This window comes from Streptomyces malaysiensis subsp. malaysiensis, assembly GCF_040653035.1.
GTDB lineage: Bacteria > Actinomycetota > Actinomycetes > Streptomycetales > Streptomycetaceae > Streptomyces > Streptomyces malaysiensis.
Genome location: NZ_JBEZNG010000032.1, coordinates 1 through 26,211, shown reverse-complemented (window position 1 = coordinate 26,211; position 26,211 = coordinate 1). Strand labels below are relative to the sequence as shown.

Below are 26,211 nucleotides of genomic sequence, written 5' to 3'. Positions count from 1 at the left end.
CCCGCACCAGACCACGCGACCTCATCTCGGGCGCTCATAGTGCAAGGACCCCTTAGAGGTCTTCGTACGGCGGAATGACGCGCGTGACGACGATGAGCCGCAGACGTGGCATGGCCAGGAAATACAGCCAGCCGTCCCCGCCGATACCGAGGCGGCGCAGCCCACCCGGGACACCCGGCTGCGGACCCTTGCCCAGATCGGTGACATCGACACCCAGGCCGGCGAGGTCGACCAGTTCATGCGCGAGGCGCTCCACCTCTCGGACCACGTGGCCGGGCAGTCCGGCGACGACGTGCGTTTCGTCCGGGTCGTACTCCCAGCGCCATGCGTCGCTCACGCGTCTCCTCGCTTCACCCCGGCCTCGGCGAACGCGGCGTCCAGGATCCGGCCGACCTCCGCGGCGGCCTCGCGGGCCTGGACGAGGTCGTCCGTTTCAGCGATCAGCGCTTCCAACTCGCGGAGACGGGCAGCGCGCGCCGGGTGGCGCGCGATCGCCACGTTGACCGCCCACTGCCGGGTGAAGCTGCGCAGCGGGGCCGCGCTCACCTCGGCGCGAGCCTGCTGGACGGCTTCCGCGCGCTCGGCGTCGAAGGCGGCCAGGGACCCGGGGGCGACCTGTGCCACCGCCGCGCGCAGCGCCTCGGGCGTGGCGGCCGGTTGCGGGGTCGTCGGGGCGTACGAGTGGTCCGGCTGGCTGCTCATGCGATCCTCCGGCGGGCGGTCGGGCGGTGCACCGGTACGGTACCGGGAATGCGCGACAAGGCGGGCGCGTCAGCCCCCACCCCCCGCATGCGGTACATCCCTCACCGCCACCCCTCCCCCCGGGTGAGAGCAAGGTTTCGTCCGTGTCACCTGCCGCCACAGCGCGGTAATGCGTCGTGCCTACCGTCGGGCAGCGACACCGAGAACTGTGGAGGCGTGATGACTGCCCCGACCACCACCGCCGTGCGCAAGGGGGGCCGCTGGATCGAGCAGTGGGACCCGGAGGACGAGAGCTTCTGGAGGGAGAAGGGGGAGCGGATCGCGACCCGGAATCTGGTCTTCTCCATCCTCTCCGAGCACATCGGGTTCTCCATCTGGAGTCTGTGGTCGGTGATGGTCCTGTTCATGGGGCCGGAGTACGGCGTCGACGCGGCCGGGAAGTTCTTCCTGGTTGCGATGCCCACTCTGGTCGGCGCGGTGCTGCGGGTGCCGTACACCTTCGCGGTCGCCCGGTTCGGCGGGCGCAACTGGACGGTGATCAGCGCGGGGCTGCTGCTCGTGCCCGCCGTCGTCGCCGCCGTGGTGATGGAGCCCGGGACCTCCTACACCACGTTCATGGTGGTCGCGGCGCTCACCGGGGTCGGGGGCGGCAACTTCGCCTCGTCCATGACCAACATCAACTCCTTCTACCCGCTGCGCAAGAAGGGCTGGGCGCTCGGGCTCAACGCGGGCGGCGGCAACATCGGTGTGCCCGTGATCCAGCTGATCGGGCTGCTGGTGATCGGCACCGCGGGGGCGGCCCAGCCGCGGCTGGTGCTCGCCGTCTACATCCCGCTGATCGTGGTGGCGATGGTGCTCTCGGCGCTGTTCATGGACAACCTGGCGCCGGTGCGCAACGACTCCGGGGCGGCCAAGGAGGCGGCCCGGGACGCCCACACCTGGATCATGTCGCTGCTCTACATCGGCACCTTCGGCTCGTTCATCGGCTACAGCTTCGCCTTCGGCCTGGTGCTCCAGAACCAGTTCGACCGCACCCCGCTCCAGGCCGCCTCGCTCACCTTCATCGGCCCGCTGCTCGGCTCGCTCATCCGCCCCGTCGGCGGCCGGCTCGCCGACACCCACGGCGGTGCGCGGATCACCCTGTGGAACTTCGCCGCCATGGCCGCGGCCACCCTCGTGGTCGTCTACGCCTCCGCGCAGAAGTCGCTGTCCGTCTTCCTCCTCGGCTTCATCGCCCTCTTCGTCCTCAGCGGGCTCGGCAACGGCTCCACCTTCAAGATGATCCCCGGCATCTTCCAGGCGAAGGCCGTCGCCCGCGGTCTGACGGGCGAGGCGGCCGCGTCCTACGGGCGGCGGCTGTCGGGCGCGGCGATGGGGCTGATCGGGGCGGTGGGCGCGCTCGGCGGGCTCGGGATCAACCTCGCCTTCCGGGAGTCGTTCGCGAGTGCCCACTCCGGCACCCCCGCCTTCGTGTCCTTCCTCGCCTTCTACGCCCTGTGCTCCGCGGTCACCTGGGCCGTATACCTCCGCGGCGCCCGCCCGGCCCCGGCGCCCGCCACCGGTCCGGACACGCATGATGCGCGGTCCGAGCGGCAACCCGCCTACGCGGACGTCTGAGGGGTCCGAGCTGGCGTCTGAGCGGTTCGAGCTGGCGTCCGGGGCCGTCCAGGGCGGCCGCGGGGCCCGGGGCGTGGGTCGGCGTACGGTCTCGGTGGGGCGTACGGTCTGCGTACGGTCCCGGGGCCTGGGGTCGACGTACCGTCGGCGGGGAAGCCCTCGGCCGTATACCGCGTTACACCTGGGAAACCTCCGTGAACCGCCACCGTCACCGGACGGCGACAGGATGCGGAACCGGAGGTGTCCATACGCGAGCGAATCGGGAGACCGGGAGATCGGGACGAGAGCCATGCAGCGACAACAGACCGGAGCCGCGGGTGGCGAGGAGCCCGTCGGCCCGCTCGCCGGATTCACCGTGGGGGTCACCGCGGCACGGCGCGCGGACGAACTCGGCGCCCTGCTGCGGCGCCGCGGCGCGGAGGTGATGCACGCGCCCGCGCTGCGGATCGTGCCGCTGGCCGACGACTCCGAACTCCTGGCCGCCACCAAGCAGTTGATCGACAGCGCACCGGATGTCGTGGTCGCCACCACCGCCATCGGCTTCCGCGGCTGGGTCGAGGCCGCCGACGGCTGGGGCCTGGGCGACGCGCTGCTCGACCGGCTGCGCGAGGTGCGGCTGCTGGCCCGCGGGCCGAAGGTGCGCGGGGCGATCCGGGCCGCCGGGCTCACCGAGGAGTGGTTCCCCGCGTCCGAGTCGATGGCCGAGGTGCTCGACCGGCTGCTGGAGGAGGGCGTCGAGGGGCACCGCATCGCCGTCCAGCTGCACGGTGAGCCGCTGCCCGGCTTCGTCGAGTCGCTGCGCGCCGCGGGGGCTGAGGTGGTCGGGGTGCCGGTCTACCGCTGGATGCCGCCGGAGGACATCGGGCCCGTGGACCGGCTGCTGGACGCCACCGTCGCCCGCGCCCTGGACGCCGTCACCTTCACCAGCGCGCCCGCCGCCGCGAGCCTGCTGGACCGGGCCGAACGGCGCGGGATGCGCGCGGAGCTGCTGGACGCGCTCCGCCATGATGTGCTGCCCGCGTGCGTCGGCCCCGTCACCGCGCTGCCGCTGGAGGCCCACGATGTGCCCACCTCCCAGCCGGAACGGTTCCGGCTCGGGCCGCTCGTCCAGCTGCTGACCGCCGAACTCCCGGGCCGGGTGCGGCCGTTGCCCGTCGCCGGGCGGCGGCTGGAGATCCGTGGCCACGCCGTGGTCGTCGACGGCGAGCTGCGCACCGTGCCGCCCGCCGGGATGGCGCTGCTGCGTGCCCTGGCCCGCCGCCCCGGCTGGGTCGTGGCCCGCTCGGAGCTGCTGCGGTCGTTGCCGGGGGCTGGGCGCGATGAGCATGCGGTGGAGACGGCGATGGCTCGGCTGCGGATGGCGCTTGGGGCGCCGAAGCTCATTCAGACTGTGGTCAAGCGGGGGTATCGGCTTGCGCTTGATCCTTCGGCCGAAACGAAGTATGCGGGGGAGTAGGGGCTTTGGGTGCGGGGGTGCGGGGGTGCGGGGGTGCGGGGGTGCGGGGGTGCGGGGGTGCGGGGGTGCGGGGGTGTGTGGGTGCGGGGGTGCGGGGTGCCTCCGGCGGTAGCCCCCACCCCGCCCCTTCCCGAAAGACGGGGCTCCGCCCCGCCGCCCCGGCTGGGGCTCCGCCCCCGGCCCCGCTCCTCAAACGCCGGAGGGGCTGGATCATGGGGCTCCGCCCCGGCCCCGCTCCTCAAACGCCGGAGGGGCTGGAAGCGCTGGCGGGGTCGGTTCCGGCACTCGGCTGTGTGAAGGGTTCGCCGGGCGTTTGCCCGGGCTCGGTTCCGGAGGGGTTCCGGGGGACAGGCGGGGCGGGCACTCTGAAAGGTGACCGGATCGGGCCTTCCCCAAGGGGTGACAGGAACATGGCGTCGGCGTCGGCCTACGACCTGCGGTTCGACTCGGGGCGGATCTGCCTGGATCTGGTGGCCACGGTCGGTGGCCGGCTCAGCGAGGCGCCCGTCGAGCGGCTCGGCGGGGTGGAGCCCCTCAGGGCCTGGCTGTTGGGCGCCGGACTCGTACCCGGCGGCACCCCTCTCGACGTCGTGGACCACCGCTGGCTCGTCCGCTTCCGAGCGGCCCGGGATCTGCTGCACCGGATCGTCCACACCGAGGTGGAGGGCCGTGCCGCGGGCGCCGATCTGGAGCGGATGAACGCGCTGGCCGCCACCGCCCCGCCCGCCCTGCGCGCCGTACGGACGCCCGACGGCGCCTTGGTACGCGCCCTCGTCGGAAAGCCCGACTGCGGTGCGCTGCTGGCCCAGATCGCCCGGGACGCGGTGCAGTTGCTCACCGACCCGGTGGCGCGCGGGCAGTTGCGGCGCTGCGAGGGGGAGACCTGCTCGCTGGTCTACCTCGACACCTCGCGCGGCCGCCGGCGGCGCTGGTGCTCCAGCGAAGTCTGCGGAAACCGCGAGCGCGTCGCCCGCCACCGCCGCCGCGTAAACGCCGCCGTGGAGTAGATCCGCGGCTGGGTGCGTCGCCGGGTGGGCGCTGCTGTCGGGTGGGACCCGCGGCCGGGTACGCCGCCGGGTGAGCGCCGCCGTGGAGTGAGCCCGCGGCCGGGTACGTCGCCAGGTGGGCGCTGCCGTCGAGTGAGCCCGCGGCTGGGTTTGTTGGCGGTGAGCGCTGCCGTCGGGTGGGACCCGCGGCTGGGCACGTCGCCCGGTAGCGCCGGCCCCCGTGAACCCGCGGCCGGGTAGGCCGCCGCCGTAAACGCCCTCGCCGGGTTAAACCCAAGCATCGGCAAAACATGAATCGGATTCAGACATGACACAGGCCCCGGATGGGGGGACCGGGGCCTGTGGGGCGGATTTGGGGAGGGAGCCCTTCCTGATGGCCGGCGCCCGCCCGGCGTCGGCCTACTCGGACTCAAGTACGCGTCGCGCGGCGGTAGATGTTCAGTCCGGAAATGGGATGTGCATCACACGAGGGCCGATGAACGCCGAGCGTTTCCAGCCCGTACCCCCCTCGACCCGACGGCTTGCGTACGCAAAGATGCCCTCGTGACCGAGAGGACGACACCGGACGACGCGCTCATGCGCGCGCTCTACGCGGAGCACGCAGGCCCGCTTCTCGCCTTCGTCCTGCGCCTGGTCGCGGGCGACCGGCACCGAGCCGAGGACGTGGTCCAGGAGACCCTCCTGCGGGCCTGGCGCAACGCCGACCAACTGCGGCGCTCCGGAGGCTCGGTGCGGCCCTGGCTGGTGACCGTGGCCCGCCGCATCGTCATCGACGGCCACCGCCAGCGTCGCGCACGCCCCCACGAAGTGGACGCGTCACCCCTCCACGCGATGCCCGCCGCGGACGACATCGACCGCGCGTTGCGCCAGATGACCATTTCCGACGCGTTGAATGACCTCACCGACGCACATAGAGCGGCGCTCGTCGAGACATACTTCAAGGGACGGACGGTGAGTGAGGCGGCCGAAGTGCTGGGCGTTCCCGCCGGGACGGTACGGTCCCGGGTCTTCTACGCGCTGCGCTCCCTGAAGCTCTCGCTCGAGGAACGGGGGGTCACGGCATGATGCCGGCAGCGGACGACCAGCAGCACACCGCGGTCGGCGCCTATGCGCTCGGGGTGCTCGACCCCGCCGACGCGGCGCGCTTCGAGGATCACCTCATCGGGTGCGAGCGGTGCGCCGCCGAGCTCGACGAGCTGATGGGCCTCCCGCCGCTGCTGGCCGAGTACGCCACCGCCGCCGACGGCACCGCGCTCCCGGATCCGGCGGTGGTCACCGCCCGCCCGGGGCCGGAGCTGCTCGACCGGCTCCTGGACGATGTCTCGTCGAGCCGTAAAGCCTCCGGCAGACGGCGGCTCTTCCTCGTCGCCGCGGCCGCCGTCCTCATCGTCGGCGGCCCGCTCGCTGGTGCGGCGATCACCAAGGGCTCCGACGACGGCGGCGGCAAGGCCCAGGTGGTGGCGTCCACCTCCAAGCAGGTGTTCGACCAGGGCCGGAAGTTCAGCGCGGTGGACCCCGTCACCAAGGTGGACGCGTCCGTCTCGCTTCAGCAGAAGGGCTGGGGCACCTCCGTCGCCCTCAAGCTGGGCAACCTCAAGGGGCCGCGCAGCTGCGACCTGGTCGCCATCGGCAAGGACGGCCATGAGGAGACCATCACCACCTGGGCCGTGCCCACCTCGGGCTACGGCGTCAAGGACGGGGACGGCTCCCGCTGGAGCAAGGAGCCGCTCTACGCCCAGGGCGGCGCCGCCATGAACACCGACGAGATCGAGCGTTTCGAGGTCCGCACCCTGGACGGCCAGCGGCTGGCCGAGGTCAGGCTCTGAGAAACCCCCTCCCCGGAGGTGTACGGTTGACGGCTGCCCTTAAGAACACAGAAGGGGGCCTGGGTGGCCGCGCAGAACGCCACGCATGACGGCCGGACCGCACCGCGGCGGGACCGCGGGGACGGGATCCGGGACAGCGAGATCCGGATCGAACAGGCGCATCTGGACCGGGTGTACCACCGCCTCGAGGAGAAGATCCACGAGGCGGAGTTCCTCATGGACGACGCCGCCAAGCGCGGTCAGGTCGGTACGCCCGGCGCGCTCGCCGAACGGGACGCCCAGGTCTTCCGGGCCGGGGTCCATCTCAACCGGCTCAACAGCGAGTTCGAGGACTTCCTCTTCGGCCGCATCGATCTGCTGCCGGGCAAGGACGGTGAGCGCGGCCCCGACGGCGCCTACACCTCCATCGAACCCGCCGACGATGCCATCCGCACCGGCCCGGACGGCGACCGCGCGGAGATCGCCGAAACGTTGCACATCGGCCGCATCGGCGTCCTCGACGCCGACTACGCCCCGCTGGTGATCGACTGGCGGGCGCCCGCCGCCGCCCCCTTCTACCGCTCCACCCCGGTCGCCCCCGGCCGCGTCGTCCGCCGCCGGGTGATCCGCAGCAAGGGCCGCCGGGTGCTCGGCGTCGAGGACGACCTGCTGCGCCCCGAGCTCAGCGCGACCCTGGACGGCGGCGCGCTGCCGGTGGTCGGCGACGGCGCGCTGATGGCCGCGCTCGGCCAGGCCCGCGGCCACACCATGCGCGACATCGTCGCCTCCATCCAGGCCGAACAGGACCAGGTGATCCGCGCCCCCGCCGCCTCCATCACCGAGGTCGAGGGCGGCCCCGGCACCGGCAAGACGGCGGTCGCGCTGCACCGCGCGGCGTATCTGCTCTACCAGGACCGGCGGCGCTACGCGGGCGGCATCCTCGTGGTCAGCCCCACCCCGCTGCTGGTCGCCTACACCGAGGGCGTGCTGCCCTCGCTGGGCGAGGAGGGCCAGGTGGCCATCCGCGCGGTGGGCTCGCTGGTGGAGGGTGCCGAGGCCACCACGTACGACACCCCGGCGGTGGCCCGCGTCAAGGGCTCCTCCCGGATGGTGCGGGTGCTCCGCAAGGCCGCCCGCGGCGCGCTGGAGCTGCCCCGGGGAGCCACCGCCGGATCGGCCTCGTCATCGGCCCCGGCCCCGTCGTCGGCCCCGGCCCCGGCCCCGTCGTCGGAGTCCCCGGCCCCGTCGTCGGACCATGGCCAGCTGACCCTCGATATGGCGCTCGGCGCCCCCGCCGCGGCCCCGTCGGGCGACGGCGCCAGACCCGGCGCGGGCCCCGGATCGAGACCCGGCGGCCCGCCCGAGCGTTTGCGCGTGGTCGCCTTCGGCGCCCGGATCGAGCTGGGCGCCGATGAGCTGCGCACCATCCGCCAGAACGTGCTGGGCGGCACCGCGCCCGTCAATCTGCTGCGCCCGCGTGCCCGCCGGCTGCTGCTGGACGCGCTGTGGACCCGTTCCGGCGCGCCCAGGCGTTACACCGACCCCGAGCTGGCCGCCGAGGCGCGGGAGGGCTTCGACGAGGACATCTCCACCGAGGATTCCTTCCAGGACTTCCTCGACGCCTGGTGGCCCGAGCTCACCCCCCGCTCCGTCCTCGCCGCCATGGCCGATGAGAAGCGGCTGAGCCGCTGGTCACGAAGGGTGCTCAACCCCCGCGAGGTCCGTCAGGTGGCCCGGTCGCTCGGCCGGCTCGGCCCGGACGGGCAGGGTCCGCTGTCGGTCCACGACGTGGCGCTGCTGGACGAGCTCAACACCCTCCTGGGCACCCCGGCCCGCCCCGCGGCCCCCCGTGAGACGGATCCGCTGGACCAGCTGACCGGCCTGGATGAGCTGACCACCTACGCCGACCGGGTCGCCCCCCGCCGCACCCGCGCCGAGCGGGCCGAGCGGGAGCGCACCGACTACGCCCATGTCATCGTCGACGAGGCGCAGGACCTCACCCCCATGCAGTGGCGGATGGTCGGACAGCGCGGCCGCCACGCCACCTGGACGGTCGTCGGCGACCCCGCCCAGAGCTCCTGGTCCGACCCGGACGAGGCGGGGCAGGCCCGGGACGAGGCGCTCGGCAGCCGCCCGCGCCGCCGCTTCACCCTCACCGTCAACTACCGCAACCCGGCGGAGATCGCCGAAGTCGCCACCAAGGTCCTCACGCTCGCCATGCCCGGCACCCCCGCCCCCGAGGCGGTCCGCTCCACGGGTGTGGCGCCGCGGTTCGCCCCGGGCGCCGACGGCGACCTCGGCGCGGCCGCGCGCCGGGAGGCGCTCCGGCTGCTGGACGAGGTGGACGGCACCGTCGGCGTCGTCGTCGCGATGAACCGGCGCGAACAGGCCCGTCAGTGGCTGACGGGCCTGGGCGACCGGGTGGTGGCGCTGGGCAGCCTGGAGGCGAAGGGGCTGGAGTACGACGCCACGGTCGTGGTCTCGCCCGCCGAGATCGCCGACGAGTCCCCGGCCGGGCTCCGGGTGCTGTACGTGGCGCTCACCCGCGCCACCCAGCGGCTGACGGTGGTGTCGGGCAACCGCGATGAACCGGACGGCGACGGCGTCCCGGACCTGCTGCGGGACTCCCCCTTCTGAGGCGCGGTTCTCCCCCGGCCACCGCTGGGGGGTGCCCCGGCCGGAAGGCCCCGGAGGCCGGAAGACCCCGGCGGCCGGGGGCCCGGAGAGGTCTTGGAAATCCACCCCCCGGGAGGGGAATCCCTTCCCGGGCCTGTTTGTTAGCCTTGATGTGGCACCGGCTCGATCCAAGCCCCCGGGCCCAACCTTCGTCGCTTCGAGCGACCACTTGCCGCGAGGCGAGCATGGCGGGTCGGTGCCACCTTCATCTCTTCCGTAAGAGGTCCGCGCCGGGCGGTGTCAGCCGCCGAGGACGCGGACCTCTTCCGCTTGCGGGCCCTTGCGGCCCTGCACGATCTGGAATTCGACCCGCTGCTCATCGACCAGACTGCGGTAGCCGCTGCCGTCGATCGAGCTGTAGTGGACGAAGACGTCCGGTCCGCCGTCCTCCTGGGCGATGAAGCCGTAGCCCTTCTCGGCGTTGAACCATTTCACGGTGCCCTGAGCCATGCCCGCGCTCCTCGTTGTCTCTTCCTCTGACGTCTTCTGACGCTGTAGCGCGCCAGAGCCTAGGCCGGAGGATGCGGCGCACGGCCCGCCTCGCCAGGCGTTCCCGCGAAGGAGTGGGGCTTTCCACTCGGCTGACCCCACTCTGCTATGTCAGAACAATATGTCCGAAAGTCGGGCCGGGTTACCTCATACCCAGAGGTAGGTGTAACCATCTGAGGACGTGGCCCGGCAATCCCGCGGCCCGGACAGCATGAACAAGGGAAAGCAGAGGAAGCAGGCCATGGCAACGGCGCCCAGCGTCTCGTACTCGATGACGGTCCGGCTGGAGGTGCCCGCGAGCGGTACCGCGGTCAGCCAGCTGACCACGGCCGTGGAGTCCTCCGGTGGCTCGGTAACGGGCCTTGACGTAACCGCTTCCGGCCACGAGAAGCTCCGTATCGACGTCACCATCGCCGCGACCTCGACCGCGCACGCCCAGGAGATCGTGGAGAAGCTGCGGGGCATCGAGGGTGTCTCGCTCGGCAAGGTCTCCGACCGTACGTTCCTGATGCACCTCGGTGGCAAGATCGAGATGTCGTCCAAACACCCCATCCGCAACCGTGACGACCTCTCCATGGTCTACACCCCCGGTGTGGCCCGGGTCTGCCAGGCCATCGCGGACAACCCCGAGGACGCCCGCCGTCTCACCATCAAGCGCAACAGTGTGGCGGTTGTCACCGACGGCTCCGCGGTCCTCGGCCTCGGCAACATCGGCCCCAAGGCCGCACTGCCGGTGATGGAGGGCAAGGCGGCCCTCTTCAAGCGGTTCGCGGGCATCGACGCCTGGCCGATCTGCCTGGACACCCAGGACTCGGACGAGATCGTCGCGATCGTCAAGGCGATCGCCCCCGGCTTCGCGGGGATCAACCTGGAGGACATCTCCGCCCCCCGCTGCTTCGAGATCGAGGCGCGGCTGCGCGAGGCCGTGGACATCCCGGTCTTCCACGACGACCAGCACGGCACCGCCATCGTGGTGCTCGCCGCCCTCACCAACGCGCTGCGGGTGGTCGACAAGAAGGTCGAGGATGTGAGGGTCGTCATGTCCGGCGCGGGTGCCGCCGGTACGGCGATCCTGCGGCTGCTGATCGCCGCGGGCGTGCGGCACGCGGTGGTCGCCGACATCCACGGCGTGGTGCACGCCGGGCGCCAGGACCTGGTCTCCGCCGACCCGGAGTCCCCGCTGCGCTGGATCGCCGACAACACCAATCCGGAGGGCGTCACGGGCACCCTGCGCGAGGCCGTGCGGGGCGCGGACGTGTTCATCGGCGTCTCGGCCCCGAACGTGCTCTCCGGCGACGATGTGGCCGCGATGGCGGACGGTGCGATCGTCTTCGCGCTGGCCAACCCCGACCCCGAGGTGGACCCGGCGATCGCCCGCCAGACCGCCGCGGTGGTCGCCACCGGGCGCTCGGACTTCCCGAACCAGATCAACAACGTCCTGGTGTTCCCGGGCGTTTTCCGTGGTTTGCTGGACGCGCAGTCGCGTACGGTGAACACCGAGATGATGCTGGCGGCTGCCGGTGCGCTCGCGGACGTCGTCCACGACGACGAGCTCAATGCCAACTACATCATTCCGAGCGTCTTCAACGACAAGGTCGCGGGGGCGGTCGCCGGGGCCGTGCGAGACGCGGCCCGCGCTGTGACCAGTACCACTGCGGTCTGAGCCGGGCACGGCGCGTCGCGCGCTGTGGGGTCCCGAAGGCGGCCATAGGGTGGCGGACAGGAAAACGACCGCCACGGCGCTTTTCGTGTGACTCTCCAGGGCTCCGGATTGGCTTTCCCGCCACAGGTGCGGGCAGGATGCGTTCCGGGCGCGAGGGTCTGAACAGCAGACCCGGGTCCGGGGACTGTCCGAGGGCCCTGGCAGCATCGGCTTCGATCTCACGCCTATTGGCAAGATGAACACGGGAGTACAACATGAACCGCAGTGAGCTGGTGGCCGCTCTGTCCGAGCGCGCCGAGGTGACCCGAAAGGACGCCGACGCCGTGCTGGCCGCCCTCGCCGAGGTGACTGGTGAGGTCGTCGCTAAGGGCGACGAGAAGGTCACCATCCCCGGCTTCCTGACCTTTGAGCGCACCCACCGTGCCGCTCGCACCGCGCGCAACCCGCAGACCGGTGAGCCGATCGAGATCCCGGCCGGCTACAGCGTGAAGGTCTCCGCGGGCTCCAAGCTCAAGGAAGCCGCCAAGGGCAAGTAAGCCTCCGCGAACGAGAGGGGCGGCCACCCGGGAGGGTGGCCGCCCCTTTTGCCGCTCCTACGGGCCCTGGGACCCGTCCAGGGGGCGCTGCGCCGCGCCGCCTGACCTCGAGGGTTACGCGGTGTCGCCGCCGGCCGGGAGCTCCACCTTCGCGCCCAGCTCCACCAGCTTCTCCATGAAGTTCTCGTAGCCGCGGTTGATCAGGTCGATGCCGTGGACCCGCGAGGTGCCCTGTGCGGCCAGGGCCGCGATCAGGTAGGAGAAGCCGCCACGGAGGTCGGGGATGACCAGGTCGGAGCCCTGGAGCCGGGTGGGTCCCGAGACGACCGCGGAGTGCAGGAAGTTGCGCTGGCCGAAGCGGCACGCGGAGCCGCCCAGGCATTCGCGGTAGAGCTGGATGTGCGCGCCCATCTGGTTGAGCGCGGAGGTGAAGCCCAGCCGCGACTCGTAGACCGTCTCGTGGACGATGGACAGGCCCGACGCCTGGGTCAGGGCCACCACCAGCGGCTGCTGCCAGTCGGTCTGGAAGCCGGGGTGGACGTCGGTCTCCAGGGCGATCGCGTTGAGCTTGCCGCCCGGGTGCCAGAACCGTATGCCCTCGTCACCGATGTCGAAGGCGCCGCCGACCTTGCGGTAGGTGTTCAGGAAGGTCATCATCTCGCGCTGCCGGGCGCCGCGTACGAAGATGCTGCCCTCGGTGGCCAGCGCCGCGCTCGCCCAGGAGGCGGCCTCCAGGCGGTCCGGGAGGGCGCGGTGGTTGTAGCCGTCGAGCCGGTCCACACCGGTGATCCGGATCGTGCGGTCGGTGTCCATGGAGATGATGGCGCCCATCTTCTGAAGGACGCAGATGAGGTCTTCGATCTCCGGCTCGACCGCCGCGTTGGAGAGTTCCGTCACACCCTCGGCGAGCACCGCCGTCAGCAGCACCTGCTCGGTGGAGCCCACCGACGGGTACGGCAGCCGGATCTTGGTACCGCGCAGCCGGTGCGGGGCCTCCAGGTACTGGCCGTCCGCCCGCTTCTCGATCTTCGCGCCGAACTGGCGCAGCACATCGAAGTGGAAGTCGATGGGCCGGCCGCCGATGTCACAGCCGCCCAGGCCGGGGATGAAGGCGTGGCCGAGGCGGTGCAGCAGCGGGCCGCAGAAGAGGATCGGGATCCGCGAGGAGCCGGCGTGGGCGTCGATGTCGGCGACATTGGCGCTCTCCACATGCGTGGGGTCGAGCACCAGCTCACCGGGCTCGTCACCGGGGCGCACCGTCACGCCGTGCAGCTGGAGCAGCCCGCGCACCACCCGCACATCGCGGATGTCGGGGACGTTGCGCAGCCTGCTGGGCCCGCTGCCGAGGAGGGCGGCCACCATGGCCTTCGGCACGAGGTTCTTCGCGCCGCGGACACGGATCTCGCCTTCGAGCGGGGTGCCGCCATGGACGAGCAGGACATCGTTCGAGCGGGTCATCTGGTCTCGCGTTCCTGAGACGGGCAGGGCCAAAGGCACAGGGGCCAAAGGGCAAGAGTAATGGCCCTGGAGACCCCCTCCGTAAGGCTCTTGCACCCTTTGCCCCCGCGGGCATGCGTAACAACACGTTCCGTTTCGCTCGGAAAGCCGTCAGTCACGTGCGCCGCATCTGCTGTCTTGCGCCCCGACCTGCTCTCATATGGGGCTCGTCTTCCACTCCCCCTCCGGACCCGATATGGGGGATCATGTGGCCATGACCGAGGTGTCCTCGCTCACAGGACGGTTGCTTGTCGCGACACCGGCGCTTGCTGACCCGAATTTCGACCGTGCGGTGGTGCTCCTCCTCGACCACGACGAGGAGGGCTCGCTCGGCGTGGTCCTGAACCGTCCGACCCCGGTGGGGGTGGGCGACATCCTGGAGTCGTGGGCCGAGCTGGCCGGGGAGCCGGGGGTGGTCTTCCAAGGGGGTCCGGTTTCGCTGGACTCCGCGCTGGGCGTGGCCGTCGTACCGGGCGAATCGGGCCGGTCCTCGGCGCGCAGCGAGGACGGGCCACTCGGTTGGCGCAGAGTGCACGGGGCCATCGGGCTGGTCGACCTGGAGGCGCCGCCGGAGCTGCTGGCGGCCGCGGTCGGGTCCTTGCGCATCTTCGCCGGTTACGCGGGCTGGGGGCCCGGTCAGCTGGAGGACGAGCTCGCCGAGGGCGCGTGGTATGTGGTGGAGTCCGAGCCGGGCGATGTGTCCTCGCCGGCCCCCGAGCGGCTGTGGCGTGCGGTGCTGCGTCGCCAGCGCAGTGAGCTGGCGATGGTCGCCACGTATCCGGACGACCCTTCTCTCAACTAGGCATGAGTACCCTAGGGCTGTATGAGCACTCTTGAGCCCGAGCGCGGGGCAGGCACGGGGACCCTCGTTGAGCCGACACCTCAGGTGTCGCACGGGGACGGCGACCACGAGCGCTATGCCCACTATGTACAGAAAGACAAGATCATGGAGAGCGCCCTCTCCGGATCTCCCGTCGTCGCACTCTGCGGCAAGGTCTGGGTGCCGGGTCGTGACCCGAAGAAGTACCCGGTGTGCCCCATGTGCAAGGAGATCTTCGAGGGCATGGGTGCCGGCGGGGACAAGGGCAAGGACGGCGACGGCAAGAAGTAGCCGGCCCGCCGGCCGTCAGTTCTGCCGCAAGACCCCGCGCGACAGACGGTACGCCCGGCCCGCGACCCCGCCCGGGGGTCGCGGGCCGGGCGTGCCGTGCTTGTGCGCCCTGCCGCGCGCCGGGCGACCCCAGTAGGGTCGGCTCATGAGCGGGCGTACGGAGAACGGGGCGGCGCGGGCCGCCTATCTGGTGTTCGGGGCGCGTGAGGTCGACGAGCCCGAAGTGGAAGGCGCCAGCGCCTACTGCCAGTTCGAGAAGGACTGGGACGCCCAGCTGGAGCAGTGCGGGCGGCTGGCCGCCGAGCGGGGCTACCGGCCCGCCGGCAGTTGCGTGATGTCGGTCGCGCAGCCGACCCGGCCCAGACTTCTGGACTGGGCCGCCGACCCGGGCTGTGATGTGGTGCTGGTGGCCAGCGACCATGTCCTGGAGCGCATCCGGAAGACCTGGCCCGACTGGGGCCGGGCGGTCGAGTGCCTGGAGGAGGCGGGTGCGCGGGTCGAGGCCGTGCCGTATGTTGAACCCGCCTATCCGGGTGAGGAGTTGCCGCGTCGCTAGCGCGAAGTTCCTTTTATTACGGAGTGGTTCAGACCTCTTGTGAGGTCGCTCAAGGTTCCCTAGCCTCACGCATATTGTGCTGAGCGAAACATGCGTTGCATATATTGCAACGCCAAATGTTTAAGGGTCCCTATGAAGCCGTCCCATCTCTCTGTGTTCTCCCGGTGGTCCTCCCGCGTCACGGTGCCCGTGGTGGCCCTGACCCTGGCGGGGCTGGCCGCGACCGGATGCGCCCCCTCCACCTCCGACAACAGCTCCAAGGAGGATGAGAAGAGCGGCAAGCTGCGCGTCTGGCTCTTTCAGGAGGTCAACAACGCGCCCAAGAAGAAAGTGATCGACGACGCGGTCGCGGACTTCGAGAAGAAGCACGACGGGACCGAGGTCGAGGTGACCTACATTCCCATCGACACCCGGGCGCAGAAGATCAAGGCGGCTTTCAACGACCCCAAGAGCGCCCCCGACGTCATCGAGTTCGGCAACACCGACACCGCCGGCTATGTCAAGGACGGCGGGCTGATGGACATCAGCAAGGAGTTCGGCTCCTGGGGCGACTCCACCAACATCGACCCCACCGCGAAGTACTCGCTGACCATCGGCGGCAAGGTCTACGGCGCCCCGCTCTTCGTCGGCGTCCGGGCGCTGTACTACCGGACGGACGTCTTCAAGGACCTCGACCTGGAGCCACCGACCACCCAGGACGAGCTGATTGCGACCGCGAAGAAGATCCACTCGGAGCGGTCGGATCTGTACGGTCTCGCGGTCGGCGGCGCCTACACCTACGGCGCGATGCCCTTCATCTGGGCCAACGGCGGCGATCTCGCCAACGAGAAGGGCAAGTTCGGCTCCAACGAGTACGAGGCGGCCATCGACAGCGCCGACGCCCAGAAGGGCATCAAGGCGTACGCCTCGCTCTTCGGCGACGACAACTGCCCGGCCGCCAAGTGCGCCCAGTGGGGCGGCAACGACACCGTCGAGGCGTTCGCCTCGGGCAAGGCGGCCATGGCGATCGGCGGCGACTTCAACCGCCAGGCCATCGAGGCGGGCAAGGTCAAGGGCAAGTTCAAGGTCGTGCCGCTGCCGGGCGTGAAGCGGGGCGATATCGCACCGGCCTTCGCGGGCGGGAACAACGTCGGGGTGCTCAAGAGCAGCTCGCACCGCACGCTCGCCGTGGACCTGCTGGAGTCGCTCGCCGGGAAGCAGACCCAGCGCAAGCTCTACGACGCCATGGGCTTCCTGCCCACCTTCACCGATGTGCGGGGCGATGTGGCGCAGAAGGACTCCTTCGTGAAGCCCTTCGTGAAGACCCTCAACGACAGCGCCAAGTTCGTGCCCGCCTCGCCCGGCTGGGCGGCCATCGACGCGCAGCTCGTGCTGCCCACCATGTTCCAGGAGATCGTCAGCGGCCGTAAGAGCGTGGAGACCGCCACCAAGGACGCCGCGAAGAAGATGGACGAGGCATTCCAGCAGTGAGTGCCGGCACCGCGCAGCACGCCCGGCAGGGCCCCGCCAAGAGCCGCCGGTCCCGGCCGGGCCCCGCCGCCCCGGCCGGGGGCCGGGCCGGGAAGGGGACCCGGCGGGGGGCCTGGACGCCCTGGCTCTATCTCGCCCCGGCGCTCGTCGTCCTGGGCGGGCTGCTCGTCTACCCCATCTACCAGCTCGGTCTGATCTCCTTCCTGGAGTACACCCAGGCCCAGGTCAGCGGCGGTGAGCCGACCACCTTCCAGGGGTTCGCCAACTACGCCGAGCTGTTCGGCGACGGCGAGTTCTGGAACGTCGTGGTGGCCACGCTGCTGTTCGCCGCCGTCTGCGTGGTGTCCACCCTCGCGGTCGGCTGTGCGCTCGCGGTGCTGCTGACGCGCGTACGGGCCATTCCGCGGCTCGCGCTGATGCTGGCCGCACTGGGCGCCTGGGCCACCCCGGCGATCACCGGTTCGACGGTCTGGGTCTTCCTCTTCGACCCCGACTTCGGGCCGGTGAACAAGGTCCTGGTGTGGTTCGGGCTCTCCGGGTTCGAGAACTACTCCTGGACCTACGACCGCTACAGCGCCTTCGCCCTGGTGCTCTTCGAGGTCGTGTGGTGCTCGTTCCCGTTCGTGATGGTCACCGTCTACGCGGGCATCAAGGCGATCCCGAGCGAGGTGCTGGAGGCCGCCGCCCTCGACGGCGCCTCCACCTGGCGGATCTGGCGCACCGTGATGGCGCCGATGCTGCGGCCCATCCTCGTCGTGGTGACCATCCAGTCCATCATCTGGGACTTCAAGGTCTTCACCCAGATCTACGTCATGACGGACGGCGGCGGGATCGCACGCCAGAACATGGTGCTCAACGTGTACGCGTACCAGAAGGCGTTCGCGTCCTCGCAGTACAGCCTGGGCTCGGCGATCGGCGTGGTGATGCTGCTGATCCTGCTGGCCGTCACGCTGGTCTATCTGCGGCTGCTGCGACGCCAGGGAGAAGAACTGTGAGCCACTCAGCAGATCGGCGGGAGTCGGCCGCGGTTCGGTGGCGCCCCGAAGGGGCGCGGGGCCGTGTCGATATGCGGCTCCGCCGCGGGGCGCGACCGGCCACGACGGCGCCGCGGACGATCGACGGCAGGTCAGGGTACTTCCAGCGGAGCGCTTCGCGCGTCTCGCCGCGCATCCGCCGCCCCTGGCGTCTGGCCGCCGAGGTCACCGCCCTGATCGTCGCGGCCGTGGTCGCCTTCCCGCTGTACTGGATGGTGCTCTCGGCCTTCAAGCCCGAGGGGGAGATCCAGTCCACCGAGCCCCGGCCGTGGACGGGGTCCCCCTCGCTGGACTCCTTCCGGCGCGTCTTCCAGCAGGAGGACTTCGGGCGCTACTTCCTCAACAGCCTCTTCGTGGCCGGGGTGGTGGTGATCGCCTCGGCGCTGATCGCCTTCCTGGCGGCGACGGCGGTCGCGCGCTTCCGGTTCCGCTTCCGCACCACGCTGCTGGTGATGTTCCTCGTCGCCCAGATGGTGCCGATCGAGGCGCTGACCATCCCCATGTTCTTCCTGATGCGGGATCTGGGGGAGTCGGTGCCGGGGGTGGGCCTCAACACGCTGGGCTCGCTGATCCTGCCGCATATCGCCTTTTCGCTGCCGTTCGCCATCTGGATGCTGCGCGGCTTCGTCAAGGCGGTGCCCGAGGCGCTGGAGGAGGCGGCCTATCTCGACGGGGCCAGCCGCTCCCGCTTCCTGTGGCAGATCCTCTTCCCCCTCGTCTTCCCCGGACTGGTCGCGACGAGTGTCTTCTCCTTCATCTCCGCCTGGAACGACTTCCTCTTCGCCAAGTCCTTCATCATCAGCGCGACCGAGAACTCCACCCTTCCGATGGCGCTGCTGGTCTTCTTCAAGGACGAGGGGAACGACTGGGGAGGCATCATGGCGGCGTCCACCGTCATGACCATCCCCGTGCTGGTCTTCTTCGTGTTCGTACAGCGCCGGCTGGTCTCCGGACTCGGCGGCGCGGTGAAGGACTGACCACCGGCCGGCCACCGGCCACGGACTGACCACGGACCGGCCAGCGGCCGGTCCGGGGCGGACAAGGGAGCAGATGACATACGACGCCGCGGGGCTGATCCCCGCGCCCCGCCATGACCAGAGCCGTCCGGGCCGCGCCGGCGCGCGGATCCACCCGCGGCACACCGCCCTGGCCGCGGGCCCCGGCACCGAGGGGGTGGCGCGGCTGCTGCGCACCACCCTCGGCCAGGCGCTCGGCCTGGCCCTGCCGGACGGCGAACCCGGCGGCCACGACACCGTCACACTGCGGATCGACGCCGAGCTGGAGCCCGAGGGCTACCGGCTCACGGTCGCCGAGGGCCGGGTGGAGATCGTGGGCGGCACGGCCGCGGGCGTCCACTGGGGCACGCAGACCCTGCGTCAGCTGCTGGGCCCCGACGCCTTCCGGCGCGCCCCGCTGAGGGGCGCGGAGGACGCCCGGGACCTGGCGGAGCGGACGGTCGAGGACGCGCCGAGGTTCGCCTGGCGGGGACTGATGCTGGACGTGGCACGTCACTTCATGCCCAAGGACGGCGTCCTCGCCTATCTCGACCTGCTCGCCGCCCACAAGCTCAATGTGTTCCACTTCCATCTCACCGACGACCAGGGCTGGCGCGTCGAGATCCGCCGCTATCCGGAGCTGACCGGGACCGGCGGCTGGCGCGAGCGCACCAAGCTGGGCCACCGGGCGTCCCCGCTGTGGGACGAGCGGCCGCACGGCGGCTTCTACACCCAGGACGACATCCGCGAGATCGTCGCCTACGCCGCCGAGCGGCATATCACCGTCGTCCCCGAGATCGACATCCCGGGCCACTCGCAGGCCGCCATCGCCGCGTACCCGGAGCTGGGCAACACCGACGTCATCGACACCGCCTCCCTCGGAGTCTGGACCACCTGGGGCGTCAACCCGAACGTACTCTCCCCCACCGACAACACGCTCCGTTTCTACGAGCGGGTGCTGGAGGAGGTGCTGGAGCTGTTCCCCGGCACCTTCGTCCACATCGGCGGCGACGAGTGCCCCAAGGACCAGTGGAAGGCGTCCGCGACCGCCCAGGAGCGCATCCGCGCGCTGGGCCTCGCCGACGAGGACGAGTTGCAGAGCTGGTTCATCCGCCACTTCGGCCACTGGCTCGCCGAGCGCGGCCGCCGGCTGATCGGCTGGGACGAGATCCTCGAGGGCGGCGCGCCCGGCGCCCCGCTGCCCGAGGGCGCCGCGGTCTCCTCCTGGCGCGGCTACGCGGGCGGGATCGCCGCCGCGCGGGCCGGCCATGACGTGGTCATGTGCCCCGAGCAGCAGGTGTACCTCGACCACCGGCAGGCCGCGGGCGCGGACGAGCCGGTTCCGATCGGCTATGTCCGCACCCTGGAGGACGTCTACCGGTTCGAACCGGTTCCACCGCAGCTCACCGGCGCCGACGCGGACCGGGTGCTGGGCGCCCAGGCCAATGTCTGGACCGAGGTGATGGAGGACCGCCGACGGGTGGACTACCAGACCTTCCCCCGGCTCGCCGCCTTCGCCGAGGTCGTCTGGTCGGCGCTGCCGCCGTCCCCCGAACGGGACTTCGGGGCGTTCCAGGGGCGCATGGAGGCACATTACGCGCGTCTGGACGCGCTCGGCGTGAGCTACCGCCCGCCCGCCGGGCCGCTCCCCTGGCAGCGCCGCCCCGGCCTTCTCGGACGCCCGCGCGAGGGGGCGCCCCCGATCGTGTGAGCCGCCCGTAAGGTGCGCACCGCGCCCCTCTGCCCCTGGGAGCGTAGTCCCACCGGCGCAAGCCCAAATCGCACAAGGGTCCCTGAAACGTGGCAATCCACTCCCGACGGAGACGTCGCCAGAAATCCGTACCATCCCCCAGGTCAGGGACGGATCCACGGATCACGGACCCCCGCGACGGCGGGCTCTCAAGATGTGCCAGAGTTGCCACGTCCGGGCTGTCAGCACGTACCGTACGGCGCAACAGCCGGGATACCGGGGAAGGGGCAGCTGGGTTGACCACGCACGCACCGCAGGCGGCGCACACGGTGACGTTGCCGGGCACGCTCGACGAGGCCGTGGCGGCACTGGGCGCCATGCCCGCCGCCGTGCCCGTGGCGGGCGGTACCGATCTGATGGCCGCGGTCAACTCCGGCCTGCTGCGGCCCGCCGCGCTCGTCGGCCTCGGCCGGATCAGCGAAATCCGCGGCTGGCGCTATCTGGACGGGCACGCCCTCCTCGGCGCCGGACTCACCCACGCCCGGATGGGCAGACCCGACTTCGCCGCGCTGATCCCGGCGTTGGCCGCGGCCGCGCGGGCCGCCGGACCGCCGCAGATCCGCAACGCCGGAACCCTCGGCGGCAACATCGTCACCGCGGCGCCCACCGGCGACGCGCTGCCGGTGCTCGCCGCCCTGGAGGCCACGGTCATCATCGCCGGGCCCGAGGGGTCCCGCCGCGAGATCCCGGTCAGCCATCTGCTCGCCGGGGTCGATCTGCTGAACCCCGGTGAACTCGTCGGATTCGTCCGGGTTCCGCTGCTGCACGCCCCGCAGACCTTCCTCAAGGCCACCGGGCGCACCGGGCCCGGCCGGGCCACCGCCTCCGTCGCCCTCGTCCTCGACCCCGCGCGGCGGGGGGTGCGCTGTGCGGTCGGCGCGGTCGCGCCGATGCCGCTGCGCCCCTTGGAGGCCGAGCGCTGGGTCGCCTCGCTCATCGACTGGGACGGCGACCGCGGCGGTCTCGACCCGCAGGTCACCGCCGCTTTCGGCGAGTACGTCGCCGCCGCGTGCATCCCCGATCCGCTGCCCCCGCAGGACGGAAGCGAGCCGATCCCCCTGCCGCCCGCCGCGATCCACCTGAGGCGTACCGTGGCAGCCCTGGCCCGCCGAGCACTGGGGAGGGCACTCGCGTGAGTGATGAACAGCAGCCGCACCGGCCGGAGCCGGGGAGCGGATGGCAGCCGATGCCGCACGGCCCGGAGTACGACGCCGAGTCGACGGCCTTCGTCCAGCTGCCGCCCGACTACGCCCACCCCACCCCGACCGACCCGTCCGGCCGTTGGGACCCGCTCGCGGCGCCCGGCACCGGCTACGCGCCCCCGCCGATGGACCCGGGGCACGGCGAGCCCGCCCAGGGCGGCCAGTGGCCGTCGTCCGCGCAGGGCCAGGGCGCCCCGCACGACCAGGGCATGACCGGGCACTGGACCACCGCGGACACCGACGGCGGCTATCTCTACGGCGGCCACCACGATCCGCAGCACGGCTCCGGCCAGTGGCCGGTGCCCGCCGAGGACCAGCAGGGCCACCACCCGGCGCACACCGGCCACTGGCCGGAGCCGGCGGCCGAGGAGCCGGTGGACGACTGGCCGGTGCCCGCCCCGTCCGACGACGGCACCGGCGGTCCCGTGCACACCGCCCAGTGGACCATCCCGGTCGCGGGCGACGAAGCGGTGGACGAGACCGGGGAGTACCGGGTCGACGACCACCCCGGCCCGGCCGCGCCTCCGTACGGCGGCCATGCTGAGGGCCCTCAGGACCCGCAGACCACGGCCCAGTTGCGGATGCCCTTCGCCGGGGCGATGCCCCGGCAGTCCCAGCCGCAGCCGCAGCCCCACCAGCCCCAGCCGCACCAAACCGGGCAGCAGCAGGGGCACAGCGGCCAGTGGTCGGTTCCGGCCGCCGACGAGGGCACGGAGGAGTCGGGGGAGTACGCGGTCGAGGGCCACCCGGGCCCGGCCGCCCCGCCTGCCGCGTCCGCGCCACCGGCCGCGCCCGCGCCCATGCCGCCGCCCGCCCGCCGCCGGCTGCGCATGCCCGACCGTGCCGAACCGGCCCCGGCCGCGGATCCGGCGTGGCCGGGCCCCTCCGCCGGGGACTCGGGCGAGTTCGCGACCGAGGGACACCAGGGGCTGCACACCCCGCCCCACGGCAGCGCGCCCCACGGCGGCGCGGCGCCCGCCGAGCGCCGCCCCGCCGCCGGCGGCCCCGACCCGCGGCCGGGCGATCCGGCCGCGGGGGACTCCGGCGAGTTCGCGGTCGACGGTCAGCACACCGGGCTGGAGACCCCGCCGCACGGCAGCCCGGCGCCCGGGCTGCCCCAGGAGGCGGTCTGGCACGGTGCGTTCGCGGACGACCGGTTCGCGGGTGACGCCCATGGGCACGCGCCGCACCCCGGCCCCGAGGACGGCACGGGCCACATCGACATCGCGCGGAACGCCGTCGCGTTGAACGCCCTCGCTCCGAACCCCGCCGAAGCTCCCGCCGAGGCGATGCCGGACGCCGCCGGGCCCGAGCCCGTGGAGCCCGAACAGGCCGCGGCCGAAGGCGAGTTCACGGCGGCCGCTGACGCCGCCGCGGCGCCCGCCCCGGCCCGGACCCCCGAGGACGCCCCGGAGGCCGCTGACGCCCCCGCCGAGCCCCTTGCGGACCCCGGCACCGCCGAGGCCGCCCCCGCCGTTCCGGCCGTCGACGAGAACCCGACCCACAGCGAGCATCCGCTCGCCTCGTACGTGCTGCACGTCAACGGCGCCGACCGCCCTGTCACCGACGTCTGGATCGGCGAGTCGCTGCTCTACGTCCTGCGCGAGCGCCTCGGCCTGGCCGGGGCCAAGGACGGCTGCTCCCAGGGCGAGTGCGGTGCCTGCTCGGTCCTGGTCGACGGACGGCTCGTCGCCTCCTGCCTGGTGCCCGCCGCCACCGCCGCGGGCAGCGAGGTCCGCACCGTCGAGGGCCTCGCCAACGGCGGACAGCCCTCCGACGTCCAGCGCGCGCTCGCCGCGTGCGGGGCGGTGCAGTGCGGCTTCTGCGTGCCCGGCCTCGCGATGACCGTGCACGACCTCCTGGAGGGCAACCACGCCCCGACCGACCAGGAGACCCGCCGGGCCATCTCCGGCAACCTCTGCCGCTGCTCCGGCTACCGCGGGGTCCTCGACGCCGTCCACCAGGTCGTCGCGGACCGCGAGGCCGCCGACGAGGCGGCGGAGGCCGAGGCGGAGGCACACGACGCCCACCAGGACCCGGCCCGCATCCCGCACCAGACGGGACCGCACGGCTTCACCGGCAACGGGAGCGTCAACGGAAGCGGCAGTGGAAGGGCATCGGCATGACCGGAATCGCGGACGGCGTGGGGGCCGTCACCGCCACCCCCGCCGCCGGAACGCCCGTCCAGCCGCCGTCCACCATGGGCCTCGGCGTGTCCCTGCCGCCCGCCGACTCGGCGGCCAAGACCTCGGGCACCTTCCCGTACGCGGCCGACCTGTGGGCCGAGGGGCTGCTGTGGGCCGCCGTGCTGCGCTCCCCGCACCCGCACGCCCGCATCGTCTCCATCGACACCACACAGGCCACCGAGATGCCCGGCGTACGCGCCGTGGTGACCCACAACGACGTGCCCGGCGACGCCTCCCACGGCCGCCGGGTCGCCGACCGCCCGGTCTTCGCCAAGGACCTGGTCCGCCACCACGGCGAGCCCATCGCCGCGGTCGCCGCCGACCACCCCGACACGGCCCGTCTCGCGGCCGCCGCCATCGCCGTCGAGTACGAGGTGCTGGAGCCGGTCACCGACCCCGAGCAGGCGTTCTCCGCCGAGCCGCTGCACCCCGACGGCAATCTGGTCCGCCATATCCCGCTGTCCTTCGGCGACCCGGACGTGGTCGGCGAGGTCATCGTCGAGGGGCTGTACCGCATCGGCCGCCAGGACCCGGCGCCCATCGGCGCCGAGGCGGGCCTGGCCGTGCCGCGCCCCGACGGCGGCGTGGAGATCTACACCGCCTCCACCGATCCGCACGCCGACCGCGACCTGGCCGCCGCCTGCTTCGGCCTGGAGCCGGAGCGGGTGAAGGTCGTCGTCACCGGCGTCCCCGGCGCCATGGGCGAGCGCGAGGACCCCGGGATGCAGCTGCCGCTCGGGCTGCTGGCGCTGCGCACCGGCCATCCGGTGAAGCTGGCCGCGACCCGTGAGGAGTCCTTCCTCGGCCACGCCCACCGCCACCCCACCCTGCTGCGCTACCGCCACCACGCGGACTCCCAGGGCAAGCTGGTCAAGGTCGAGGCGCAGATCCTGCTGGACGCGGGCGCCTACGCCGACTCCTCGGCGGACACCCTGGCCGCCGCCGTCTCCTTCGCCTGCGGCCCCTATGTCGTTCCGCACGCCTTCATCGAGGGCTGGGCGGTGCGTACCAACAACCCGCCCTCCGGCCATGTGCGCGGTGAGGGCGCGATGCAGGTGTGCGCCGCGTACGAGGGCCAGATGGACAAGCTGGCGGCCAAGCTGGGCCTCGACCCGGTCGAGATCCGGATGCGCAATGTGATGGCGACCGGCGATCTGCTGCCCACCGGGCAGACCGTCACCTGCCCGGCCCCGGTCGCCGAGCTCCTCCAGGCCGTGAGGGACGCACCGCTGCCCGTGCTGCCCAAGGACGACCCCGAGGAGGAGTGGCTGCTTCCGGGCGGTCTGGAGGGCGCGGGCGATCCGGTCGCGGTGCGGCGCGGGGTCGGCTACGCCCTGGGCATGGTCCATATGCTCGGCGCCGAGGGGGCCGACGAGGTCTCCACCGCCACCGTCAAGGTCACCGGCCCGGTGGCCACCGTCATCTGCGCGGCCGTGGAGACCGGCCAGGGCTTCACCACCCTGGCCCGCCAGATCGTCCAGGACGTCCTCGGCATCGAGGAGGTCCATGTCGCGCCCATCGACACCGACCAGCCCCCGGCCGGGCCCGCCTCGCGCGGCCGCCACACCTGGGTCTCGGGCGGTGCGGTCGAACGGGCGGCGAAGATGGTCCGCACCCAGCTGTTGCAGCCCCTGGCGCACACCTTCGGCATGTCCACCGAGCTGCTCAGCATCGCCGACGGCAAGATCACCTCGTATGACGGGGTGCTCAGCACCACCGTCGAGGAGGCCCTGGAGGGCAAGGAGCTGTGGGCCACCGCGCAGTGCCGTCCGCACCCCACCGAGCCGCTGGACGAGACCGGCCAGGGTGACGCCTTCGTGGGGCTCGCCTACTGCGCGGTGCGCACCGTGGTGGACGTCGACATCGAGATCGGCGCCGTAAGGGTCGTCGATGTGACGGTGGCCCAGGACGTGGGCCGGATCCTCAACCCGCGTCAGCTCAGGGCCCGTATCGAGGCGGGCGTCGCCCAGGGCATCGGCGCGGCCCTCACCGAGAACCTGCGCACCTCCCGCGGTGTGGTCCGGCACCCGGACCTCACCGGCTACGCCCTGCCGACGGCCCTGGACGTCCCCGACGTCCGCATCGTCAAGCTGATCGAGGAACGGGACGTGGTGGCCCCCTTCGGCGCCAAACCGGCCAGCGCGGTGCCGGTGGTCACCACCCCGGCGGCGGTGGCGGCGGCGGTCCGCGCGGCCACCGGCCGTCCGGTCAACCGCCTTCCGATCCGCCCCCAGGCGGCGGTCGTCAACCGGGGCTGAGCGCTCCGCCGGAAGTGCGGTGACGCGTCGTCGGCCGTCCGCGGCGCCGTCGTGGCCGGTCCCACGCGGCGGAGCCGCATATCGACACAGGCGCGCCGGAGCCGCACATCGACTTCTGGCTGAACGACGGCCGGCTGCTCGCGGGCATGAACGTCAACGTCTGGGACGTCACCGAATCGATCCAACGGCTCATCCGCGGCG

The 26,211-nt window shown here is 72.2% G+C and carries 22 protein-coding genes; 18 read left to right on the top strand and 4 right to left on the bottom strand.

All coding sequences use genetic code 11. From position 1 onward, the window contains the following. Window positions 1-52: 52 nt before the first annotated feature. Both AB0E24_RS39610 and AB0E24_RS39605 read right to left on the bottom strand, forming a co-directional pair. The gene (locus AB0E24_RS39610) at window positions 53-337 is read right to left on the bottom strand and encodes a hypothetical protein (RefSeq protein ID WP_069863580.1); all 285 of its coding nucleotides are present in this window, start codon (window positions 335-337) and stop codon (window positions 53-55) included. Then, window positions 334-702 (bottom strand): DUF6247 family protein, encoded by a 369-nt coding sequence (locus AB0E24_RS39605; RefSeq protein WP_069863582.1) that lies wholly within the window; start codon window positions 700-702, stop codon window positions 334-336. The genes AB0E24_RS39610 and AB0E24_RS39605 overlap by 4 nt, the downstream gene beginning before the upstream one ends. A 219-nt stretch (window positions 703-921) precedes the next feature. Here AB0E24_RS39605 and AB0E24_RS39600 point away from each other — a divergent pair, with 219 nt between their 5' ends. The 6 genes from AB0E24_RS39600 (at window position 922) to AB0E24_RS39575 (ending at window position 9,224) form a co-directional block, all read left to right on the top strand. Then, window positions 922-2,319: a nitrate/nitrite transporter gene (locus tag AB0E24_RS39600; protein ID WP_069863583.1), complete on the top strand. Its 1,398-nt coding sequence runs from the start codon at window positions 922-924 to the stop codon at window positions 2,317-2,319. 289 nt (window positions 2,320-2,608) lie between these two features. Beyond that, a complete protein-coding gene (locus AB0E24_RS39595; protein ID WP_069863585.1) occupies window positions 2,609-3,775 on the top strand; it encodes a uroporphyrinogen-III synthase in 1,167 nt (388 codons plus the stop codon). Between the two features lie 410 nt (window positions 3,776-4,185). Further along, window positions 4,186-4,782 carry a CGNR zinc finger domain-containing protein gene (locus AB0E24_RS39590; protein WP_069863587.1) on the top strand — a complete coding sequence of 199 codons (597 nt, stop codon included), beginning with the start codon at window positions 4,186-4,188 and terminating at the stop codon, window positions 4,780-4,782. 543 nt (window positions 4,783-5,325) lie between these two features. Then, the gene (locus AB0E24_RS39585) at window positions 5,326-5,847 is read left to right on the top strand and encodes a sigma-70 family RNA polymerase sigma factor (protein ID WP_069863588.1); all 522 of its coding nucleotides are present in this window, start codon (window positions 5,326-5,328) and stop codon (window positions 5,845-5,847) included. Beyond that, window positions 5,844-6,608, top strand: coding sequence for an anti-sigma factor family protein (locus AB0E24_RS39580; RefSeq protein ID WP_069863591.1), 765 nt, complete (start codon window positions 5,844-5,846; stop codon window positions 6,606-6,608). The genes AB0E24_RS39585 and AB0E24_RS39580 overlap by 4 nt, the downstream gene beginning before the upstream one ends. A gap of 63 nt (window positions 6,609-6,671) precedes the next feature. Beyond that, window positions 6,672-9,224 (top strand): HelD family protein, encoded by a 2,553-nt coding sequence (locus AB0E24_RS39575; protein ID WP_435865374.1) that lies wholly within the window; start codon window positions 6,672-6,674, stop codon window positions 9,222-9,224. Window positions 9,225-9,503: 279 nt separating this feature from the next. Here the strand turns inward: AB0E24_RS39575 and AB0E24_RS39570 are convergent, their stop codons facing one another. Beyond that, window positions 9,504-9,713 (bottom strand): cold-shock protein, encoded by a 210-nt coding sequence (locus AB0E24_RS39570; RefSeq protein WP_020870916.1) that lies wholly within the window; start codon window positions 9,711-9,713, stop codon window positions 9,504-9,506. Window positions 9,714-9,993: 280 nt separating this feature from the next. On the opposite strand from AB0E24_RS39570, the gene AB0E24_RS39565 reads away from it, so the two are divergent. Both AB0E24_RS39565 and AB0E24_RS39560 read left to right on the top strand, forming a co-directional pair. Beyond that, window positions 9,994-11,415: an NAD-dependent malic enzyme gene (locus AB0E24_RS39565; protein WP_069863597.1), complete on the top strand. Its 1,422-nt coding sequence runs from the start codon at window positions 9,994-9,996 to the stop codon at window positions 11,413-11,415. A 254-nt stretch (window positions 11,416-11,669) separates the two neighbouring features. After that, the gene (locus tag AB0E24_RS39560) at window positions 11,670-11,951 is read left to right on the top strand and encodes an HU family DNA-binding protein (RefSeq protein ID WP_009717479.1); all 282 of its coding nucleotides are present in this window, start codon (window positions 11,670-11,672) and stop codon (window positions 11,949-11,951) included. A 114-nt stretch (window positions 11,952-12,065) separates the two neighbouring features. On the opposite strand, the gene murA is transcribed toward AB0E24_RS39560, so the two are convergent. Continuing rightward, window positions 12,066-13,409: a UDP-N-acetylglucosamine 1-carboxyvinyltransferase gene (gene murA, locus AB0E24_RS39555; protein WP_069863604.1), complete on the bottom strand. Its 1,344-nt coding sequence runs from the start codon at window positions 13,407-13,409 to the stop codon at window positions 12,066-12,068. 253 nt (window positions 13,410-13,662) lie between these two features. Between murA and AB0E24_RS39550 the strand changes: the two genes are divergently transcribed. From AB0E24_RS39550 to AB0E24_RS39505, 10 genes are all read left to right on the top strand, one after another. Beyond that, the gene (locus tag AB0E24_RS39550; protein ID WP_069864168.1) at window positions 13,663-14,250 is read left to right on the top strand and encodes a YqgE/AlgH family protein; all 588 of its coding nucleotides are present in this window, start codon (window positions 13,663-13,665) and stop codon (window positions 14,248-14,250) included. Window positions 14,251-14,271: 21 nt separating this feature from the next. Then, a complete protein-coding gene (locus AB0E24_RS39545; RefSeq protein ID WP_075200572.1) occupies window positions 14,272-14,559 on the top strand; it encodes a DUF3039 domain-containing protein in 288 nt (95 codons plus the stop codon). Between the two features lie 145 nt (window positions 14,560-14,704). Beyond that, on the top strand, window positions 14,705-15,115 hold the full coding sequence (locus tag AB0E24_RS39540; RefSeq protein ID WP_102934830.1) for a hypothetical protein: 411 nt from the start codon (window positions 14,705-14,707) through the stop codon (window positions 15,113-15,115). Window positions 15,116-15,247: 132 nt separating this feature from the next. Beyond that, the gene (locus AB0E24_RS39535) at window positions 15,248-16,585 is read left to right on the top strand and encodes an extracellular solute-binding protein (protein ID WP_206332562.1); all 1,338 of its coding nucleotides are present in this window, start codon (window positions 15,248-15,250) and stop codon (window positions 16,583-16,585) included. Further along, window positions 16,582-17,580, top strand: a complete 999-nt coding sequence (locus AB0E24_RS39530; RefSeq protein WP_079257848.1) for a carbohydrate ABC transporter permease — start codon at window positions 16,582-16,584, stop codon at window positions 17,578-17,580. The genes AB0E24_RS39535 and AB0E24_RS39530 overlap by 4 nt, the downstream gene beginning before the upstream one ends. After that, window positions 17,577-18,596, top strand: a complete 1,020-nt coding sequence (locus tag AB0E24_RS39525) for a carbohydrate ABC transporter permease (RefSeq protein WP_231981430.1) — start codon at window positions 17,577-17,579, stop codon at window positions 18,594-18,596. The genes AB0E24_RS39530 and AB0E24_RS39525 overlap by 4 nt, the downstream gene beginning before the upstream one ends. A gap of 73 nt (window positions 18,597-18,669) precedes the next feature. Next, the gene (locus AB0E24_RS39520) at window positions 18,670-20,325 is read left to right on the top strand and encodes a beta-N-acetylhexosaminidase (RefSeq protein WP_147967592.1); all 1,656 of its coding nucleotides are present in this window, start codon (window positions 18,670-18,672) and stop codon (window positions 20,323-20,325) included. A 275-nt stretch (window positions 20,326-20,600) separates the two neighbouring features. Next, window positions 20,601-21,500: an FAD binding domain-containing protein gene (locus tag AB0E24_RS39515; RefSeq protein ID WP_359384440.1), complete on the top strand. Its 900-nt coding sequence runs from the start codon at window positions 20,601-20,603 to the stop codon at window positions 21,498-21,500. Continuing rightward, window positions 21,497-23,692, top strand: coding sequence for a 2Fe-2S iron-sulfur cluster-binding protein (locus tag AB0E24_RS39510; protein WP_359384438.1), 2,196 nt, complete (start codon window positions 21,497-21,499; stop codon window positions 23,690-23,692). The genes AB0E24_RS39515 and AB0E24_RS39510 overlap by 4 nt, the downstream gene beginning before the upstream one ends. Continuing rightward, window positions 23,689-26,010 (top strand): xanthine dehydrogenase family protein molybdopterin-binding subunit, encoded by a 2,322-nt coding sequence (locus AB0E24_RS39505; protein ID WP_069863640.1) that lies wholly within the window; start codon window positions 23,689-23,691, stop codon window positions 26,008-26,010. Before AB0E24_RS39510 ends, AB0E24_RS39505 begins: the two co-directional genes overlap by 4 nt. Window positions 26,011-26,211: the final 201 nt, after the last annotated feature.

Bases quoted from the DNA above. Each gene is read 5' to 3' on its own strand.
- AB0E24_RS39605 (WP_069863582.1), bottom strand. From the start codon at position 702: ATGAGCAGCCAGCCGGACCACTCGTACGCCCCGACGACCCCGCAACCG.
- AB0E24_RS39600 (WP_069863583.1), top strand. From the start codon at position 922: ATGACTGCCCCGACCACCACCGCCGTGCGCAAGGGGGGCCGCTGGATC.
- AB0E24_RS39595 (WP_069863585.1), top strand. From the start codon at position 2,609: ATGCAGCGACAACAGACCGGAGCCGCGGGTGGCGAGGAGCCCGTCGGC.
- AB0E24_RS39590 (WP_069863587.1), top strand. From the start codon at position 4,186: ATGGCGTCGGCGTCGGCCTACGACCTGCGGTTCGACTCGGGGCGGATC.
- AB0E24_RS39580 (WP_069863591.1), top strand. From the start codon at position 5,844: ATGATGCCGGCAGCGGACGACCAGCAGCACACCGCGGTCGGCGCCTAT.
- AB0E24_RS39570 (WP_020870916.1), bottom strand. From the start codon at position 9,713: ATGGCTCAGGGCACCGTGAAATGGTTCAACGCCGAGAAGGGCTACGGC.
- AB0E24_RS39565 (WP_069863597.1), top strand. From the start codon at position 9,994: ATGGCAACGGCGCCCAGCGTCTCGTACTCGATGACGGTCCGGCTGGAG.
- AB0E24_RS39560 (WP_009717479.1), top strand. From the start codon at position 11,670: ATGAACCGCAGTGAGCTGGTGGCCGCTCTGTCCGAGCGCGCCGAGGTG.
- murA (WP_069863604.1), bottom strand. From the start codon at position 13,409: ATGACCCGCTCGAACGATGTCCTGCTCGTCCATGGCGGCACCCCGCTC.
- AB0E24_RS39550 (WP_069864168.1), top strand. From the start codon at position 13,663: ATGACCGAGGTGTCCTCGCTCACAGGACGGTTGCTTGTCGCGACACCG.
- AB0E24_RS39545 (WP_075200572.1), top strand. From the start codon at position 14,272: ATGAGCACTCTTGAGCCCGAGCGCGGGGCAGGCACGGGGACCCTCGTT.
- AB0E24_RS39540 (WP_102934830.1), top strand. From the start codon at position 14,705: ATGAGCGGGCGTACGGAGAACGGGGCGGCGCGGGCCGCCTATCTGGTG.
- AB0E24_RS39535 (WP_206332562.1), top strand. From the start codon at position 15,248: ATGAAGCCGTCCCATCTCTCTGTGTTCTCCCGGTGGTCCTCCCGCGTC.
- AB0E24_RS39520 (WP_147967592.1), top strand. From the start codon at position 18,670: ATGACATACGACGCCGCGGGGCTGATCCCCGCGCCCCGCCATGACCAG.
- AB0E24_RS39505 (WP_069863640.1), top strand. From the start codon at position 23,689: ATGACCGGAATCGCGGACGGCGTGGGGGCCGTCACCGCCACCCCCGCC.